The sequence below is a fragment of the Luteimonas composti genome (genome assembly GCF_042678665.1).
Lineage (GTDB): Bacteria > Pseudomonadota > Gammaproteobacteria > Xanthomonadales > Xanthomonadaceae > Luteimonas > Luteimonas composti.
Window position 1 is genome coordinate 258,929 of sequence record NZ_JBHTKU010000004.1, and the last position, 16,920, is coordinate 275,848.

General features: G+C 71.3%; 15 protein-coding genes and 1 tRNA gene. 8 read left to right on the forward strand and 8 right to left on the reverse strand.

Translation table 11 applies throughout. From position 1 onward, the window contains the following. Positions 1-130: 130 nt before the first annotated feature. On the forward strand, positions 131-1,036 hold the full coding sequence (locus tag ACFQ2D_RS13240) for a sterol desaturase family protein (protein ID WP_280942645.1): 906 nt from the start codon (positions 131-133) through the stop codon (positions 1,034-1,036). 9 nt (positions 1,037-1,045) lie between these two features. On the opposite strand, the gene ACFQ2D_RS13245 is transcribed toward ACFQ2D_RS13240, so the two are convergent. Further along, on the reverse strand, positions 1,046-1,453 hold the full coding sequence (locus ACFQ2D_RS13245; RefSeq protein WP_280942644.1) for a DUF6165 family protein: 408 nt from the start codon (positions 1,451-1,453) through the stop codon (positions 1,046-1,048). 121 nt (positions 1,454-1,574) lie between these two features. Here ACFQ2D_RS13245 and ACFQ2D_RS13250 point away from each other — a divergent pair. Beyond that, positions 1,575-1,665 (forward strand) — tRNA-Ser (locus ACFQ2D_RS13250). 388 nt (positions 1,666-2,053) lie between these two features. Here the strand turns inward: ACFQ2D_RS13250 and ACFQ2D_RS13255 are convergent. Then, the gene (locus tag ACFQ2D_RS13255) at positions 2,054-4,531 is read right to left on the reverse strand and encodes a glycoside hydrolase family 9 protein (protein ID WP_280942643.1); all 2,478 of its coding nucleotides are present in this window, start codon (positions 4,529-4,531) and stop codon (positions 2,054-2,056) included. A 585-nt stretch (positions 4,532-5,116) separates the two neighbouring features. Beyond that, a complete protein-coding gene (gene xerD, locus ACFQ2D_RS13260; RefSeq protein WP_280942642.1) occupies positions 5,117-6,070 on the reverse strand; it encodes a site-specific tyrosine recombinase XerD in 954 nt (317 codons plus the stop codon). Between the two features lie 42 nt (positions 6,071-6,112). On the opposite strand from xerD, the gene ACFQ2D_RS13265 reads away from it, so the two are divergent. Then, positions 6,113-6,589: an RDD family protein gene (locus ACFQ2D_RS13265; protein ID WP_280942641.1), complete on the forward strand. Its 477-nt coding sequence runs from the start codon at positions 6,113-6,115 to the stop codon at positions 6,587-6,589. 503 nt (positions 6,590-7,092) lie between these two features. Here ACFQ2D_RS13265 and lptG read toward each other — a convergent pair. Continuing rightward, positions 7,093-8,205 carry an LPS export ABC transporter permease LptG gene (gene lptG / locus ACFQ2D_RS13270; RefSeq protein ID WP_280942640.1) on the reverse strand — a complete coding sequence of 371 codons (1,113 nt, stop codon included), beginning with the start codon at positions 8,203-8,205 and terminating at the stop codon, positions 7,093-7,095. Next, positions 8,202-9,299 (reverse strand): LPS export ABC transporter permease LptF, encoded by a 1,098-nt coding sequence (gene lptF / locus ACFQ2D_RS13275; RefSeq protein WP_280942639.1) that lies wholly within the window; start codon positions 9,297-9,299, stop codon positions 8,202-8,204. Before lptF ends, lptG begins: the two co-directional genes overlap by 4 nt. Positions 9,300-9,430: 131 nt before the next feature. Here lptF and ACFQ2D_RS13280 point away from each other — a divergent pair, with 131 nt between their 5' ends. From ACFQ2D_RS13280 to ACFQ2D_RS13290, 3 genes are all read left to right on the forward strand, one after another. Further along, complete coding sequence (locus tag ACFQ2D_RS13280; RefSeq protein WP_280942638.1) at positions 9,431-10,918, forward strand: leucyl aminopeptidase; 1,488 nt, start codon at positions 9,431-9,433, stop codon at positions 10,916-10,918. Positions 10,919-10,988: 70 nt separating this feature from the next. Beyond that, positions 10,989-11,414 carry a DNA polymerase III subunit chi gene (locus ACFQ2D_RS13285; protein ID WP_280942637.1) on the forward strand — a complete coding sequence of 142 codons (426 nt, stop codon included), beginning with the start codon at positions 10,989-10,991 and terminating at the stop codon, positions 11,412-11,414. A gap of 110 nt (positions 11,415-11,524) precedes the next feature. After that, entirely contained in the window at positions 11,525-14,347 is a 2,823-nt protein-coding gene (locus tag ACFQ2D_RS13290; protein WP_280942636.1) for a valine--tRNA ligase, read from the forward strand. Positions 14,348-14,396: 49 nt separating this feature from the next. Here the strand turns inward: ACFQ2D_RS13290 and rimI are convergent, their stop codons facing one another. From rimI to pssA, 3 genes are read right to left on the reverse strand one after another with little or no spacing between them, the layout of a single operon-like run. Next, complete coding sequence (gene rimI, locus ACFQ2D_RS13295) at positions 14,397-14,903, reverse strand: ribosomal protein S18-alanine N-acetyltransferase (protein ID WP_280942635.1); 507 nt, start codon at positions 14,901-14,903, stop codon at positions 14,397-14,399. Continuing rightward, positions 14,900-15,211 (reverse strand): hypothetical protein, encoded by a 312-nt coding sequence (locus ACFQ2D_RS13300; RefSeq protein WP_280942634.1) that lies wholly within the window; start codon positions 15,209-15,211, stop codon positions 14,900-14,902. The genes rimI and ACFQ2D_RS13300 overlap by 4 nt, the downstream gene beginning before the upstream one ends. Next, positions 15,208-15,981, reverse strand: coding sequence for a CDP-diacylglycerol--serine O-phosphatidyltransferase (pssA, locus tag ACFQ2D_RS13305; protein ID WP_280942633.1), 774 nt, complete (start codon positions 15,979-15,981; stop codon positions 15,208-15,210). The genes ACFQ2D_RS13300 and pssA overlap by 4 nt, the downstream gene beginning before the upstream one ends. Before the next feature lie 163 nt (positions 15,982-16,144). On the opposite strand from pssA, the gene ACFQ2D_RS13310 reads away from it, so the two are divergent. Together ACFQ2D_RS13310 and ACFQ2D_RS13315 are read left to right on the forward strand one after the other, a co-directional pair. Next, positions 16,145-16,549, forward strand: a complete 405-nt coding sequence (locus tag ACFQ2D_RS13310; RefSeq protein WP_280942632.1) for a DUF4124 domain-containing protein — start codon at positions 16,145-16,147, stop codon at positions 16,547-16,549. Between the two features lie 3 nt (positions 16,550-16,552). Continuing rightward, complete coding sequence (locus ACFQ2D_RS13315; protein ID WP_280942631.1) at positions 16,553-16,855, forward strand: DUF4124 domain-containing protein; 303 nt, start codon at positions 16,553-16,555, stop codon at positions 16,853-16,855. Positions 16,856-16,920 lie beyond the last annotated feature (65 nt).

Sequence of the window (16,920 nt, forward strand, 5' to 3'; positions counted from 1 at the left end):
CCGCGAGTGGAAGAAGGGGCTAGCCAGCGCGCGCACAGGCCGGGGGCCGTCCGCGCCTGAGCGCCTTCCAGCACATGGCAGGCGCGCGGCGCGGCGCTAGGCTGACCGCGGTCCTGCTGCGAACGCGACGATGGCCCCTGCGTCCCCCGCCCTTTCCGGCCTGCGCCGGGCCATCCACCACGCCGCCCAGCCGCTGCTGCTGGCTGGCGCGCTGGCGCTTTGGTGGGCGCTGGATCTCGACGAGGCGAGCGTCCTGATCGCCCTGGTGGCGGCGCAGCTGGTGCTGGCGATGCTGGAACGCGTGGCGCCGGCCATGCCGCAATGGCGGCAGAGGCCCGCCGAAAAGGCCACCCTGGCGGGCCTGTACCTGCTGAGCCTGCTCGGGCTGCAGCTCGTGCTGTCGGCCTACGCGATCGTGCTGGTCCCGGCGCTGGCCTCGGCGCGCGAATCGCTCGGGCTGTCGCCGTGGCCGGCGGGCTGGCCGCTGCTGGCGCAGGTGCTGGTGCTGTTCCTCGCCGCGGACTTCCTCTATTACTGGGTCCATCGCGCCCTGCATCGCTGGCCGCTGCTGTGGCGCGCCAGCGGCCACGGTTTCCACCACGCCTTCCACAACCTGCACGCCCTCAACACCGGCGCCACCCATCCGTTCGAGTTGGCCCTGCTGGCGCTGCCGGTGGTGGTGATCGCCTCGCTGTGCGGCGCCGGCGCGGACGCGGTCGCAGGCGCCACGGTGCTGGCGGTGGTCAATACCTCCATCGCCCACGCCAACCTCGACATCGACACGCCGCTGCTGCGCTGGCTGTTCACCAACAGCAACCAGCATCGGCGGCACCACTCGCTGGTCTTCGCCCAGAGCAACAGCAACTACGCTTGCAATGCGATCCTGTGGGACCGGCTGTTCGGCACCTATTCCGAAGGCACGGTGGCGCAGACCGGCATCGGCCCGCGCGAGCCCGGCCTGCTGCAGAAGCTGCTGCTGCCCTGGCGCGAGCCGGACGATGCCGACACGGCCGTATCCCGGAGCGAGCCGCGCTGAGGCCGCGCCTCAGACGCCCTTGCCCGTGCCGTAGTCCTGGTAGGACTTCTCCTCGACATAGGTCGAGCCCAGCGCGAGGTTGATCTCCTTCTTCACCCGGGCGCGCACGTCGTTCTCGAAATAGACGCTGCGCGCGAGGCGGATGAACTCCTCGTCGAAGGCCTGCGCCTTCTCCTTGAGGCGGATGTCGTCCTCGATCACCCAAAGCCGCTCGTTCACGGCCTTGAGCTCGGCGCGCAGGCGGGCGATGTCCTTGCCGGCGGCCGGATGCGCCATCCAGGTGTTCTCCAGCGCCGCCAGCTCCTTGCGCACGTTGGCCACCTTGTCCGGGTCGCTCATGCGCTCGGACTTGATCTGCAGGATCGCGATCTTGTCCAGCAGCTCGCCGAACGACACGGGCACGGAAATCTCGGACATGGAAGGCGCTCCTGCGCTGGCGGGCCGGCCAGTCTAGCGCCGCGCCTTGTCCGCCGGCAGCCCGCCCCGTATGATTGCGCCCCCGACGTTCAGCGCCGGGGCCGCGCGACACCCGCATCCAGGGGAGGTGGCAGAGCGGTTGAATGTACCTGACTCGAAATCAGGCAGGCGTTTATAGCGCCTCGGGGGTTCGAATCCCCCCCTCCCCGCCAGATCCGCTAGGGCCCCCGCAAGGGGGCTTTTGCGTTGCAGGGGGCGACCGGCCGCGCCGCATGGCCAGGTCGGCGGCGGCCCCGTGCCGCCGGCGCGGCCGACCCTGCCCATGGGCGTCAATTCCTGCGCCGCAAAGCGCGGCGCCGGTCGCAGTTCCCGCAGGCACGACTCCTGCTTGCGTTGTGCCTGCCGTCAACAGGACTGACGGACCGACCGGCGACCGCACCCATGAACCGCAGCGAGATTCCCTTCCGCAAGCTCGGCGAACAGGCCGGCATCGTCCTGTTGCGCGCCGCGCTGGTCCTGGCGCTGGTGTTCGCGCTGGCGAACTCCATGCCCGGCTGATCCCGCGCGGCGGCCGGTGGTCCGGCCCGCCGCGCCGTCTCGCTAGCGACCCGACAGCAGGTCCTGGGCCGCGTGCACCAGGTAGATGTAGCTGGCGCCGAGGTTGACCACGTACTCGTTCTGGCCCCAGAAGAACGGCCAGTCCTCCTTGTTCTCCGGGAAGTCGGGCTTGAGCACCAGCACGCCCGGCACGATGCCGCCGGCGATGAAGCTGAAATCGGCACGGTTCATGCCATAGGCGACCTGCTTGGACTTCGCGCCCACGGCCGAGACGAAGGAAATGTTGGAATCCGGGTGGGTGCCGTAGAGGTAGTTCAGGCCCTGCAGGGTCGGCTCGATGTCGAACAGGTCCGGGAAGGCCTTGTGCAGGCGGTAGTTGCCGTTGGCCAGGCCGATCACCGCGCCGTTGCCGGCCCAGCCGCCGCGGGTGATGAGCACGCCGTAGGGGTTCTCGGACGCCATCCCGGCGCGCTCGTCGCGGAACCTCGCGGCGCGTTCGCGCATGCGCGCGCGGAAGCCCTCGTCCATGCGGTCCAGCACCGGGACCAGCGCCGGGCCGTTGAAGCCGAAGCGCTGGTCGATCACGGGCCACAGTTCGGCGATGCGCGCGGCGTACTTCGCCTCGCCCGTGCTGGCCAGCAGCTGGACGGCCGCGCGCAGTTCCTCATCCTCCGGATCGCCGCCGGTGGTGTTGCCGACGCGGAACAGGTTGGGCTCGCGCCCGTGCTCGAACTCCCACACCTTCTGCGCGGTCGCCAGGCATTCCTCGGCCAGCGCGTCGTTGTAGCCGCGCAGGGCGCGGCTGGCGGCGGCCAGCGCGGCGGCCGAGCCGTAGTTGAGGGCGGTGGTGTTGGTGGTGAAGGCCAGGCGGTCGTCGTTGGGCGAGTCCGGGTCGTCGGGATCGTCGACCTTGCCGTCGGTCTTGCTGGCGGCATCGCCCAGGTGCGTGTACTGGCCGAGGTCGGGCTCGACGATGCCCGGAATGGCGTGGCCGAACACGCGGTGCTGCGCGATCAGCGCCAGGGTGCCGTGCTCGATCTGCTGCAGCAGGTCGGGCTTGCCGTCCGGCACGTGCAGTTCGACGTGCTGCTTCTCCTGGTCGATGCTGGTCTCGTCGCGCAGCGGCCGGAACTCCTCCCACACGTCCACCAGCGACATCACCGTCGCGTAGTGGGTCTGGGTGCGGATGTCGAAATCGCCGGCATCGAACCAGCCGCCGTAGTTCAGGCCGGGGATGTGCTCGCCCGGCTGGAACGGCGAATCCAGGTCAGGCCCCTGGCCGAACAGGTCGAAATGCTCCTTGCCCGGCGGCACCTGGCGCGCGTCGTCCATGTGCGGGCGGCCGTGCCAGACGCGGTAGGCCTCGTTGACGAACATGTGGTCCATCTGCACCGGGAAGAACACGTCCAGGGTCGGGTGCCAGGCGGTGGCGTAGGCATCGGCCGCGATGCGGAAGGCGTTGCTGCGCTGGCCGGCGGCCTCGATGGCATAGAGCCCCGGCTCACGCACGCTGGAGAAGTCGAAGGTGTAGTACCGGTAGCGCAGGTACTGCCCCCACTCCGCGGCATCGGCCGCCAGCACTTCTTGTTCGCGTCCGTCCGCGCCGATGCGCAGCAGCCGCGCGCGCCCGGGCGCTTCGGCGTTGCGGTCGGTCTCCAGCACCGCGACCTTGCGCTGCGCCGGGTGGTAGCCCACCTGCGAATGGCCGATCACGGTGGGCCGGGTCCAGCCGGGAATGGTGCTGCCTTCGATGGTCCAGTCCAGCACCACGCCGGTGCGGCCGGCGGGCAGCAGGCCGCGCGCCACGTACCAGCCGTTCTGGGCCTGGTTGCGGCCGTCGAACAGGCCGATCTCGCCCTCGCGGGCACGCAGGGTGACGCGGCGCCCGGGATCCTCCGGCGCCAGGGTCAGGCTGCGGCCGCTGGCCATCGGCAGGCGCACCGGCCTGCCGTCCTCGCCGCGGGCGGTGGGGCCGGCGGGATACAGCGGCAGCTGGCCGCTGCCGGTCTCGCTCACCCAGGCCTTGCCCCAGTAGGCCGAGGGCAGGAACTCGAGGTTGAAACCTGCCTTTCCTGCCAGCGCCTCGGGCAGCGGGCGGTCGAACACCACCTGCACGCGCACGCCCTCGCCCGCAGGCGCCACCCGGATGTCGTACTCGAAGCCGTGCGCGGCGTAGCCCAGCCGGGTGGTGACCGTGCTGGTGCGGGCATCGACCTTGCGGTCGACCATCAGCGCTACTGGATCCCACTGCTCCGGCGTGGGGCTCAGGCGCACGTCGCCGTTGGTCGCGGTGCGCACGCCGTGGTGGATCAGTTCCACGCCGGCGTGCTTGGCGTCGCTGAACAGCCCGTCGTAGTAGTTGCTGAAGGCCAGCACGTCCAGGCCGCGCTTGTGGAAATACTCCAGCTCGTTCAGCACCGGAGCCTCAGCGGCGGCCGCCAGCGGCCAGGCGAAAGCGGCCGCCAGGCAGGCGGCCGTGAGGCGACGCGCCAGCGGGCGCGTCGGGCTCGGATGCATCATCAGGTCGATCCCCGGGGCGGAAATGTTAACGCTAACATTCGCACCCGGGGACGATCCCGCCGCGCTGCAGCATGAGGCGATACGCGGGCCCCGGTTGGCCCACCCGGACATGCGGTGTCGGCCACGGCCGACCTTACGGGGGCGGGCATGGACGGGTCGCCCCAGCAGGAACCGCGGCAGATCGTGGCCGGCTACGTCTGGCACCTGGCACCTGGCACCTGGCACCTGGCACCTGGCACCTGGCACCTGGCACCTGGCACCTGGCACCTGGCACCTGGCACCTGGCACCTGGCACCTGGCGGTGGCCGTGGCGGTGGCCGCCAGCTTTGCCGCCGATCCTGGCCGCTTCGCGGTCGTCCAGGCTGGCGCTGATGGCCGCGACATCCGCACATCGGGGAGCGCAGCGATGGCGCTGGAGGCGCTGACGGCCGCGGAGGACTTGCGCCTGCACGACGCGCGCGAACCGCTGCGCAGCGCGCCCAGCGCGCAGTTCGGCAGCAGGGCGGAAAGGCTGGAATCCGGATGGCCGGCCTCCGGCATTGCGCCCGTGCGGCCCGAGGCAAGGGCGCGGGCCCGCGAGCCGCCTCAGCCGCGCGGGTGGTGGCGCGCGTGCAGCTGCTTGAGTTTCTCGCGCGCGACCAGGGTGTAGATCTGGGTGGTCGACAGCGAGCTGTGGCCCAGCAGCATCTGCAGCGCGCGCAGGTCGGCGCCGTGGTTGAGCAGGTGGGTGGCGAAGCTGTGGCGCAGGCTGTGCGGGCTGATCTTCGACGGGTCCATGCCCGCGATCGCCGCGCAGCGTTTCACCGTCGACCAGAAGTGCTGGCGGCTGGGCGGCTCGCCCGAGGCGGTGAGGAACAGCGCCGGGAGCACGCGTTTGCCGGCCAGGGCCGGGCGCGCCTCGGCCAGGTAGCGCTCGAGCCAGTGCTGGGCCTCCTCTCCCAGCGGCACCAGCCGCTCGCGGCCACCTTTGCCGGTCACCCGCAGCACGCCCTGGCGCAGGTTGATCGCGGTGGCCGGCAGGCCCACCAGTTCGCTCACGCGCAGGCCACAGGCGTACATCAGCTCCAGCATGGCGCGGTCGCGCAGGCCGTCGGGCGTGGCGACATCCGGCGCCGCGAGCAGGGCTTCGATCTCGCCCTCCCCCACCGCCTTGGGCAGCGAGCGCGGCAGGCGCGGCGGGTCGATCAGCGCGACGGGGTCGTCCTCACGCTCGCCGCGCCTGCGCAGATGCGCGAAGAAGGCGCGCAGCGCGGTGAGCAGTCGCGCGTTGCTGCGCGCGGCATAGCCGTCGGCGGTGCGCACGGCCAGATAGTCGAACAGCCCGGCGCGATCGATCGCGGCCAGTCCGCCGCCGCGTCCGTCCAGCCAGCGCGCCAGGCCTTCCAGGTCGCGTCGGTAGCTGTCCAGGGTCTGGCGTGCAACGCCGCTCTCGGCCCAGAGCGCGTCGAGGAAGCCGTCGATGGCTTCGCCGTCGGCTGGGCGCAGCACGGGCAATTCGCGGCTGCGCCGGCGACGTTCGGCAGGGGTGGTGCTGGGCATCGGCGCAGCTTAGCCGAGGCGTCGGGACGCTATCCTGTACCGATGCACGACACGCCTGCCGACGCCGCCATCGCCCCGCCCTCGCCCTGGATCGGGCGCCGCCTGCTGGGGCTGGTCTACGACCTGTTCGTCGCGGTCGCGTTGTGGTTCGTCGTGGCGGTGCCGTTCGTGCTGGTGGATGTCGCGATGAGCGGCGACGTGCGCCACAACATCGGCCCCTTCAGCCTGCTGCAGTGGCTGCTGTGGCTGGCGTGCTGGGCAGTGACCGGCCTGTACGCGACCGCCAGCTGGCGGCGCGGCGGGCAGACGCTCGGAGCGCGGCCCTGGCGGCTGCGGGTAGTGCCGCTGGACGGCCCCGCGCCGACGCGCGCTGCGGTGTGGCGGCGCTATGCCGTGGCGACGCTGTCGCTGCTGGCCGCCGGCCTGGGGTTCTGGTGGGCCTGGATCGACCGCGACCGGCTGACCTGGCACGACCGGGCGGCGGGGACGCGGGTGGTGCGGCTACCGAAGGGGAGCTGAGGGCTGGGACGGACGGGATTGCGGCTTCCGGGCGCATCCCCGCGACGTTTGCCCCCACCCCAGCCCTCCCCCGCTGCGCAGGGGAGGGAGCAGACCCGCGGGCGTCGCTCCAGTTCCCCCTTCCCGACTTTCCCCCTTCCCGACTTTTCGCCTTCCCGAGTTTTTCACTCCGGTCGCAACGTCCTGCCCCTCCCTCCGCAAAGCGGGGGGAGGCTGGGAGGGGGGCGGATCAGGTCGCAGGGCTGCCGAACGCTGGCCCGTGCGGACACGGGACCTTGGACGCCGCTTGCTCATCCGGCCTCGCGCAGCGCGCGAGGCGTTCGGAGGGCCTGCGCGGCAGTGCCGCGCAAACGCCGCTTGCTCATCCGGCCTCGCGCAGCGCGCGAGGCGTTCGGAGGACCTGCGCGGCAGTGCCGCGCAAACGCCGCTTGCTCATCCGGCCTCGCGCAGCGCGCGAGGCGTTCGGAGGGCCTGCGCGGCAGTGCCGCGCGAGCAGGCCCTCCTCACCCACTTCGCCGTCGGAACAGGAACCAGGAAACCGACAGCATCGCCAGCGGCGGGATCAGGTAGGCCAGGCGGTAGTCGAAGCCGTACACGGCGGCCAGCTTCACCACCTGGGTCTGCAGCAGCCAGAAGCCCAGCGCGAACACGACGCCGACGAACAGGCGCCGCCCCAGGCCGCCGCTGCGCAGGCTGCCGAAGGCGAACGGGATCGCCGCCAGGCACAGCGCCAGCACGTTGAGCGGGTAGAACCAGTGGCCCCAGTAGTGCTCTTCGAACTCGCTGGCGTCGAGCTGGTTGCGCTTGCGGTACTCGATGCCCTGGCGCAGCTCGCTGGCGGTCATGTAGCGCGGTCGCCAGATGTTGCTCGCGTTCGCGGCCAGCGTCGCCGAGTCGAGGTTGGACTCCCAGTGTTCCTCGGCCGATTCGGTCTGGCTGACCGCGCGTTCCTCGAACCAGGTGCGCGTCACGTCGCGCAGCAGCCATCCGCTGTCGGCGCGATGCTCGGCGATGCGCGCGCGCGCCACCGAGGCCAGGCGGCCGTCCTCGTTGAACTCGAACAGGCGCACGTCGTCGAGCTCCAGCCAGTGTTCGCCGCCTTCGCTGCGCTCGCGGCCCGACTGCGCGTTGAGGAAGATGTCGCCCTCGCGCGCCCAGAGACCGGAGTACTGCGCCACGATCATGTCGTTGGAGCGCGCCGCCGACTTCATCATGTCGGCGCTGCGCTGCGCCCAGGGAGCGACCGTCTCGGCATTGACCATCATCAGGCCGGTCAGCAGCAGCAGCGGCAGCGCCACCGACAGGCTCAGCCGCCGGCGCGAGATGCCCAGCGCACGCAGCGCGGTCAACTCCGAGCTCGCCGCCAGCTGGCCCAGGCCCATCAGCGAGCCGATGACCGCGGCGGTGGGGAACATCATGTACGCGCGACGCGGCGCCGTATGGGCCACGTAGTTCAGCGCCTTGAGGAAGTCGTAGCCGCCCTGGCCGACCGAGCGCAGCTCGTCCACCATCGCCAGCACCAGGTCCAGCCCGGTCAGCACGGCCCAGGTCAGCAGCACGGTGCCGATGACCACCCGCGCGACCAGCAGGTCATGGAGCCGCGGGAACGGCCTCATCGGCTGCCCCCGCCAAGGCGCGACAGCCGCGTGCGCTTCACCCGGCCGTCGCCGAAGTACATCCACAGCGCCAGCGCCAGCAGCGGCAGCACCAGCCACCACAGGCCGAGCGCGACCGGCAGTTTGCCCGAGGCCAGGGCGTTCGTGCCCAGCAGCATCAGGTTCACCCCGAACACGTAGGCCAGCAGCCCCAGCATGATCCGGCCCCACCGCGCCTGGCGCGGCGGACTGCGCGCCAGCGGGACCGCCAGCAGGGCGAAGGCCAGCGCCAGCAGCGGCGGCGCCAGCCGGAAATGCAGCTGGGCCTGGGCTTCCCGCCCGCCGTCGGCCAGCAGGGCCGGGGTCGACATCAGCTCGGGATCGCTGCCCGGGTCGGAGCTGTCGGCATCGGGCAGGCGCACCTCGTTGGAGGCGTAGCGCATCAGGCGGAAGTCCTTGCCTCCGTCCATCGGCCCTTCGACCCGGAAACCCTCGTCGAGCTTGAGGTAGCGGGTGTTGCCGTCCAGCGCCAGGGTGCCGGTGCGGGCCGAGGTGATGTCCATGCGCCCCTCGTCCTGGCTGTAGATGAAGACCCGCCCGAGGTAGGTACCGTCGCTCGACATCGAATTGGCGTAGACCACGCCGTTGCCACCGGGCAGCTCGACGAAGCGGCCGGCCTCCAGGCCGGAGACCAGCAGGGTGCGCTGGCCGGCCTCGATCATCCGCTGGGAATAGGCGCGCGCCCAGGGTCCGAGCCACAGCGAGCAGGCGCCGACCACCAGCACGAACGGCACCACCAGCATCAGCAGCGGCCGCAGCAGCCGGCGCGGCCCGACCCCGACCGAGGCCAGCACCGGCGCCTCGCTGTCGCGGTACAGCCGGCCCACGCCCATCAGCAGGCCCAGCATCAGGCCCAGCGGCAGGATCAACGGCAGGTAGTTGAGCAACTGCAGGCCCAGTTGGGTCAGCATGATCCCGGCCGGCACCTTGCCGCCCACGATGTCCTTGAGCACGTCGGCGAACACGCCGCCCAGGCTCACCACCATCAGCACCACCAGCGCCGCGAACGTGGTCTGCGCGAATTCGCGGAACAGGTAGCTGTCGAGCTTCGGCATCGGGCGGGGGGTTCGATTAGACTAGGGCATTGCGTCCGGCCAAGGCTGCGGACCTGACATCGACGCCGGATCGGGCGCCTTGGCGCCGCGCGGCCGCCGATTGTACGTAAATACCCTTCGGAATCTGATTGATGACCCTCGAATTCACCCTGAACCACTCGGCTCCGGGCACGACCGGCACCGACTGCGTCGTGGTAGGCGCCTTCTCCGACGGCTCGCTGAGCCCGGCCGCGCAGGCGCTCGACGGCGAGGGCCGGCTTGCCGCCCTGGTCGCGCGCGGTGATGTGTCCGGCGCCACCGGCCGCAGCCTGCTGGTGCACGACCTGCCCGGGGTCGCCGCCCCGCGGGTGCTGGTGCTGGGCCTGGGCGAGCGGGAGAAGTTCGGGGTCGCGCAGTACCTCAAGGCGGTGGCGGACGCGGTGCGCGCGCTGCGTACAGGTCCTGTGAAGAACGCGCTGTTCACCTTGTCCGAACTGAAGGTGCGGGACCGCGATACGGCCTGGAACGTGCGCCAGGCGGTGATCGCCGCCGACCACGCCGCCTACCGCTACACCACCACCCTCGGTGCGAAGAACAAGAAGCGCGGCGAGACCGGCCTGGCCGCGTTCGCGGTGCAGGGCGACGACGAGACCGCGCTGGCGCAGGGCAAGGCCATCGCGGCGGGCGTGAAGTTCGCGCGCGAGCTGGGCAACCTGCCGCCAAACATCTGCAACCCCGCCTATGTCGCCGAACAGGCGCAGGCCTTCGCCGCGCGCTTCGACAAGGCCGAGGCCGAGATCCTGGACGAAGCGCAGATGGAGCAGCTGGGCATGGGCGCCCTGCTCGCCGTCGCGCGCGGCTCGGCCAACCGCCCGCGACTGGTGGTGCTGAAGTGGAACAACGGCGGCGACGCGCGCCCCTACGTGCTGGTCGGCAAGGGCATCACCTTCGACACCGGCGGCGTCAACCTCAAGACGCAGGGCGGCATCGAGGAAATGAAGTTCGACATGTGCGGCGCGGCCGGCGTGATGGGCACCTTCGTCGCCGCGGTGGGCATGCAGCTGCCGATCAACCTGGTGGTGGTCGTGCCGGCGGTCGAGAACGCGATCGACGGCAACAGCTACCGCCCCTCCGACGTGATCACCAGCATGGCGGGCAAGACCATCGAGGTCGGCAACACCGACGCCGAGGGCCGCCTGATCCTGTGCGACGCGCTGACCTACGCCGAGCGCTTCAAGCCGCAGGCGCTGGTCGACGTGGCCACGCTCACCGGCGCGTGCATGGTGGCGCTGGGCCGCTACGCCTCGGGCCTGATGAGCAAGCACGACGACCTGTCGGCCGAGCTGCTGTCCGCCGGCGAGCAGGTCTTCGACCGCGCCTGGCGCCTGCCGCTGTGGGACGAGTACCAGACCCTGCTGGAGTCCAACTTCGCCGACGTCTACAACATCGGCGGCCGCTGGGGCGGCGCGATCACCGCCGGCTGCTTCCTCTCGCGCTTCACCGAGGGCCAGCGCTGGGCGCACCTGGACATCGCCGGCAGCGCCAGCGGCGACGGCAAGATGGGCATGGCCACCGGCCGGCCCGTCGGCCTGCTGAGCCAGTGGCTGCTCGAGCGCGTCGCGGAGGCCGCCGCGCGCTGAGGCAGGCCAGGCCCGGAGCGACAGTCCTGCGCGACCGCGCTCCGGTCCCGGCCCCCATCCGCTTCCTGCCATGGCCCGCGCCGACTTCTACCTGATCGCCAAGCCGCGCTTCCGCGAGCAGCCGCTGCGCCTGGCCTGCGAGCTGGTGCGCAAGGCCTACGAGGCCGACATGCCGCTGCTGGTGCTGGCGCGCGACACCGCACAGGCCGAGGAACTCGACGACCTGCTCTGGGACATGGGCGGGGACGCCTACATCCCGCACCAGATCGCCGGCCGCGACGAAGAGGACGAGGTCGTCCCGGTCCTGATCGTCGAGCCGCACACCGACATGCCGATGCGCCCGCTGGTGATCAACCTGCGCGACGCGCCGGTCGCGGGGGGCTTCGAGCGCGTGCTGGAAGTGGTGCCCGCCGACGAATCCGCGCGCGGCCCGCTGCGCGAGCGCTGGAAGCACTACAAGGCGCAGGGGCTCGAGCTCAACAAGTACGACATGTAGGAAAGCAGTGATTCGTGATTGGTGATTGGTGATTCGAAAAAAGCGGCTCGCCATCCCGCCACGGACCTGCTCTTGCGAATCACCAATCACGAACCACCAATCACCGGCCCATGACCCTCGCCCCCTCCTACGATCCCGGCAGCTTCGAATCCCGCCTGTACGCGGAATGGGAGGCCGGCGGCGCGTTCGCGCCGCGCGGCGACGGTCCGGCCTACACCATCCTGCTGCCGCCGCCGAACGTCACCGGCACCCTGCACATGGGCCATGCGTTCCAGCACACCCTGCAGGACGCGCTGATCCGCTACCACCGCATGCGCGGCTATCGCACGCTGTGGCAGATGGGCACCGACCACGCCGGCATCGCCACCGAGATGGTGGTCAGCCGCAACCTCGCCATCGCCGGCACCGGCGAAACCCGCGATTCGCTGGGGCGCGAGGGCTTCATCGAGAAGGTCTGGGAGTGGAAGCAGCAGTCGGGCGACACCATCGAGCGCCAGATGCGGCGCCTGGGTGCGTCGGGCGACTGGTCGCGCAAGGTGTTCACGATGGACGAGGGTCCGTCGCAGGCGGTGGTCGAGGCCTTCGTGCGCCTGCACGAGAAGGGCCTGATCTACCGCGGCAAGCGCCTGGTGAACTGGGATCCGGTGCTGCAGACGGCGGTGTCCGATCTCGAAGTGGTGAGCGAGGAAGAGGACGGATTCCTCTGGTCGATCCGCTACCCGCTGGCCGACGGCCGCCGCTACGAGCACGTCGAGGTGGACGCCGACGGCAACGAGGTGCTGCGCGAGACACGCGACTACCTGGTGGTCGCCACGACCCGCCCGGAAACCATGCTCGGCGATACCGCGGTGATGGTGCATCCGGAGGATGCGCGCTACGCGGCCCTCCACGACGCCAGCGTCGAGCTTCCGCTGAGCGGCCGCCGCATCCCGCTGATCGTCGACGATTACGTCGACCGCGCCTTCGGCACCGGTGTGGTCAAGGTGACCCCGGCGCACGATTTCAACGACTATGCGGTGGGCCAGCGCCACGGCCTGCCGATGATCAACATCCTCACCGACACCGCGGCGATCGCCGACGCGGCGCCGAAGCCGTACCGCGGCCTGGACCGCTACGCGGCGCGCAAGGCGGTGCTCGCCGACCTCGAGGCGCAGGGCCTGCTGGTCGAGGCGAAGCCGCACAAGCTGCAGGTGCCGCGCGGCGACCGCAGCGGCCAGGTGATCGAGCCCTACCTGACGGACCAGTGGTTCGTGGCCATGGACCAGATGGGCCGCCGCGGCATGGAGCTGGTCGAGTCGGGCCAGGTGAAGTTCGTGCCGCCGAACTGGATCAACACCTACCGCCACTGGATGGAGAACATCCAGGACTGGACCATCAGCCGCCAGCTGTGGTGGGGCCACCGCATTCCCGCCTGGTTCGACGAGGCCGGCAACATCTACGTCGGCCGCGACGAGGCCGATGCGCGCGCCCGCGGCGGCATCGGCAACGACGTGCCGCTGCGCCAGGACAGCGACGTGCTCGAGACCTGGTTCTCCTCGGCGCTGTGGCCCTTCAGCACCATGGGCTGGCCGGACGCGAAGGCGATGGCCGAGCGCGGCTTCGACGACTTCGTGCCGACCAGCGTGCTGGTCACCGGCTTCGACATCATCTTCTTCTGGGTCGCGCGCATGGTCATGATGACCGACGCGCTCACCGGCAAGGTCGCCTTCGACGACGTCTACATCACCGGCCTGGTCCGCGACAAGGACGGCCAGAAGATGTCCAAGTCCAAGGGCAACATCCTCGACCCGCTCGACATCATCGACGGCATCGGCATCGACGCGCTGGTCGCCAAGCGCACCACCGGCCTGATGAAGCCCAAGGACGCGCCGAAGATCGAGAAGGCCACGCGCAAGGAATTCCCGGAGGGCATCGCCGCGCACGGCGCCGACCCGCTGCGCTTCACCATGGCGGCGCTGGCCGGCCCCGGCCGCGACATCAAGTTCGACCTCGGCCGCGCCGAGGGCTACAAGAACTTCTGCAACAAGCTGTGGAACGCCACCCGCTTCGTGCTGATGAACACCGAGGGCTACGTGGCCTCGGGCGCGCACGCACCGGCCACCGACGCGGAGAAGTGGATCCTCGCGCGCCTCGAGAAGACGGCCGCCGAGGCGCAGGCGCACTTCGCCAGCTACCGCTTCGACCTGCTGGCGCAGGCGCTGTACGAGTTCGCCTGGAACGAGTACTGCGACTGGTTCGTCGAACTGGCCAAGCCCGCGCTGCAGGGCGGCGACGCGGCAGCGGCCGGCAGCACCCGCCGCACCCTGCTCACCGTGCTCGAGGCGCTCCTGCGCCTGCTGCATCCGCTGGTGCCGTTCGTGACCGAGGAGCTCTGGCGCCAGGTCGCGCCACGCCTGGGCATCGCCGGCGACACCATCTCGCTGCAGTCCTACCCCCAGGCCGGCGATTTCACCGGCGAGGGTTTCGACCGCGCCGAGGCCGACATCGAATGGCTCAAGCAGATGGTCACCGCGCTGCGCCGCATCCGCAGCGAGCTGGGCGTCTCGCCCGGCCGCCAGGTACCGCTGCTGGTCCAGGCCGGGAGCGACGACGACCGGGCGCGGCTGCAGCGTTTCGACGCGCAGCTGAAGTTCCTCAACCGGCTCGAGCGCGTCGAGGCCGTCGCCGGCGATCCGCCGCCCTCGGCAGCGGGCCTGGTCGGCGATCTGAAGCTGTTCGTTCCGCTCGAAGGCCTGGTCGACCTCGACGCCGAACGCGCGCGCTTGGACAAGGAGATCGCCCGCGTCGCCGCCGAAAAGGACAAGAGCGCGGCCAAGCTGGAGAAGTTCAGCGACAAGGTGCCGGCCGCGGTGGTGGACCAGGAGCGCCAGCGCCTGGCCGACTGGAGCGCGCAGTTCGAGGCCCTGAGCCTGCAGCGCGCGCGCCTGGGCTGAACCCGGCGCCGCGGGCGACCGCGACCGCCGCAGCGACCGGCTCCGCCGCCTAGAGCGGCGGCATCCGGTCGAGCGTGTCGGGCAGCAGTTCCTTGGCCATCACGATCGCGTCCTCGCGCCCCTCGTGGGCCGGGTAGTAGCGCGGCCGGCGGCCGATCTCGTTGAAGCCCTCGTCGTGGTACAGCGCGATGGCATTGGGATTGGACGGCCGCACTTCCAGGAACACGCGCTGCGCCGCCTGTCCGCGCGCCGCGCGCACCAGCGCGCGCAGCAGCCGGCGTCCATGGCCGCGACCCTGGTCTTCCGGCGCGATGCAGACGTTGAGTACGTGCGCCTCCCCCGCCGCCACGCTCAGCACGCCGTAACCGAGGATGCGTTCGTCCTCGACCAGCACCCAGGCCGGATAGGCCGCGCGCAGGCAGTCGCGGAAGATGCCCGCGGTCCAGGGAAACGGATAGGCGCGCACCTCGATCCGCATCACCCGGTCCAGGTCGTCCTCGCGCATCGGCCGCAGCGTGGCGCGGGACTGCGCGGCGTCGGCCGAGAGCGCGCTCATCGCACGCTGCGGGCTCGCAGCGCGCGCAGCCGCGGCCACAGCGCGCGGCGCGCGGACGCATCGCGCAGCCCCGCCGCCGCCGGCACGCACAGGGCCAGCGCCTCGGCATCGTCCGCGCGCCGACCGCAGGCGCGCAGCAGCGCGTGCAGCAGCGCGCCGCCGGCCGCGTCTGCCGCGCTCACCGGAGCCGTCCGCCCGGGGGCCGCCTCCGGCACGGACGCCGGCGCATCGGCGTGCCCACCCTGCACCGTGTACAGGCGCAGCCCCATCGCCTCCAGGGCTTCGCGCTGGAACGGATCCCAGCTCACGCCCGCTCCGCGCGCGCGCCTTCCTGGCGGCGCCAGAACCACAGCACCGGACCGGACAGGGCGTACAGGGTCGCCGCGATGAGCAGGGTCTTGGGCGGATCGACCCACAGCGCGATCAGCGCGCCGACCGCGATCGGCAGGGCCACGAACGGCACGCGTTCGGCGCGCGGACCGGTGCCGCTGCCCTTGAAGCTGTTGTAGCGCAGCCGGCTGACCATCAGCAGGCCAGCCACCACGGTCACGCCCAGCGCCAGGTAGCGCAACTGCTCGCCGACGAAGCCCAACTCGTGGCAGGTCCAGACGAAGCTCGCCATCAGGCCGGCGGCGGCCGGACTGGCCAGGCCGATGAACCAGCGCTTGTCCACCGTTCCCACCTGGCTGTTGAAGCGGGCCAGCCGCAGCGCGGCGCAGGCCGCGTACAGGAAGGCGGCCAGCCAGCCGATCTTGCCCAGGGTCACGCCGTCCAGTTTCATCGACACCAGCGCCCAGTGGTACATCACCAGCGCCGGGGCCATGCCGAAGCTGATCAGGTCGGCCAGCGAGTCGTACTGCACCCCGAACTCGCTCTGGGTATTGGTCAGGCGGGCGACCCGGCCATCGATGCCGTCGAGGATCGCGGCCACGAAAATGGCGATGCAGGCCGCGCCGAAACGGCCCTGCGAGGCGGCGATGATGGCGAAGAAGCCGCCGAACAGGCCGCCGGTGGTGAACAGGTTGGGCAGCAGGTAGATGCCGCGGCCGCGCGCCGGGGCTGGGGTCGGTTGATCCATCGCGGCAGTGTAGCGCCAGACGCCACCACCCGAGGCCGGCGCGCCCTTGCCCGCGCGGCCCGTCGCCAGCCGACCGGTTCACGTTTCCGTCGTCGCGCGCTTGCGCAGTGCCCCGGGCGATGCTGCAATCCCGCCGGGAAACCCGCCCCCAGGAGCAATGCCGATGCCCCGCCTTCCGATCCTGGCGCTCGCCGCCGCCGGCCTGCTGGCCGCTTCCGCCGTCCAGGGCGGCGAGGTCTACCAGTGGAAGGATGCCAATGGCGTCACCCATTACTCGCAGACGCCGCCGCCCAAGGGCAGCTACCAGCAGCGCGTGCTCAGCGGCGACCGCGCCGGCAGCGCGCAGCCGGTCGCGGCCCAGTCCGCGACAGTGCCGGCGGAGAACGCGAACTGCGCCACCGCACGCGCCAATGTCGCCGCGCTCAGCAGCGGCCGCCCGGTGCACGAGGCCGGCGAGGACGGGCAGCCGGGCCGCGCGCTCAACGACGCCGAGCGCGGCAGCCAGCTGGAGCTGGCCAACGCGGCGGTCAAGACCTACTGCAGCGCCGGCGCGCAAGCCGCGCACTGAGCCGTGCGCACGGCCTGGGCGATCGTCGCAGGCATCGTGGGGGCCGCCGCGCTGGCCTGGTGGCTGGCGCGCGATCCCGGCGCCGCCCGGTCCACTGCTCCCGCCCAGGCCGCGCCCGCCGCCGCGGCGCATGCCGAGTCCGCAAAGGCCTCCGGCCCGACCCTCTACCGCTGGCGCGACGAGGCCGGCGTGGTCCAGGTCACCGACATCCCGCCCCGCGATCGCGACTACACCGTCGTGGACGTGGGGGCGCTGGAACGGCGCAACATCATCGATCCGGATCCGGCGATCGAGGCCGCGCGCTGAGGGCATCCGCCCGGAACCGGCGCGGCACGCGTGGCAGAATGCGCGTCCCGCCGTTCCGAGCCCGA

Bases quoted from the DNA above. Each gene is read 5' to 3' on its own strand.
- ACFQ2D_RS13280 (WP_280942638.1), top strand. From the start codon at position 9,431: ATGACCCTCGAATTCACCCTGAACCACTCGGCTCCGGGCACGACCGGC.
- xerD (WP_280942642.1), bottom strand. From the start codon at position 6,070: ATGCCCAGCACCACCCCTGCCGAACGTCGCCGGCGCAGCCGCGAATTG.
- ACFQ2D_RS13310 (WP_280942632.1), top strand. From the start codon at position 16,145: ATGCCCCGCCTTCCGATCCTGGCGCTCGCCGCCGCCGGCCTGCTGGCC.
- pssA (WP_280942633.1), bottom strand. From the start codon at position 15,981: ATGGATCAACCGACCCCAGCCCCGGCGCGCGGCCGCGGCATCTACCTG.
- ACFQ2D_RS13245 (WP_280942644.1), bottom strand. From the start codon at position 1,453: ATGTCCGAGATTTCCGTGCCCGTGTCGTTCGGCGAGCTGCTGGACAAG.
- ACFQ2D_RS13290 (WP_280942636.1), top strand. From the start codon at position 11,525: ATGACCCTCGCCCCCTCCTACGATCCCGGCAGCTTCGAATCCCGCCTG.
- lptG (WP_280942640.1), bottom strand. From the start codon at position 8,205: ATGAGGCCGTTCCCGCGGCTCCATGACCTGCTGGTCGCGCGGGTGGTC.
- ACFQ2D_RS13285 (WP_280942637.1), top strand. From the start codon at position 10,989: ATGGCCCGCGCCGACTTCTACCTGATCGCCAAGCCGCGCTTCCGCGAG.
- lptF (WP_280942639.1), bottom strand. From the start codon at position 9,299: ATGCCGAAGCTCGACAGCTACCTGTTCCGCGAATTCGCGCAGACCACG.
- ACFQ2D_RS13240 (WP_280942645.1), top strand. From the start codon at position 131: ATGGCCCCTGCGTCCCCCGCCCTTTCCGGCCTGCGCCGGGCCATCCAC.
- ACFQ2D_RS13255 (WP_280942643.1), bottom strand. From the start codon at position 4,531: ATGATGCATCCGAGCCCGACGCGCCCGCTGGCGCGTCGCCTCACGGCC.
- rimI (WP_280942635.1), bottom strand. From the start codon at position 14,903: ATGAGCGCGCTCTCGGCCGACGCCGCGCAGTCCCGCGCCACGCTGCGG.
- ACFQ2D_RS13265 (WP_280942641.1), top strand. From the start codon at position 6,113: ATGCACGACACGCCTGCCGACGCCGCCATCGCCCCGCCCTCGCCCTGG.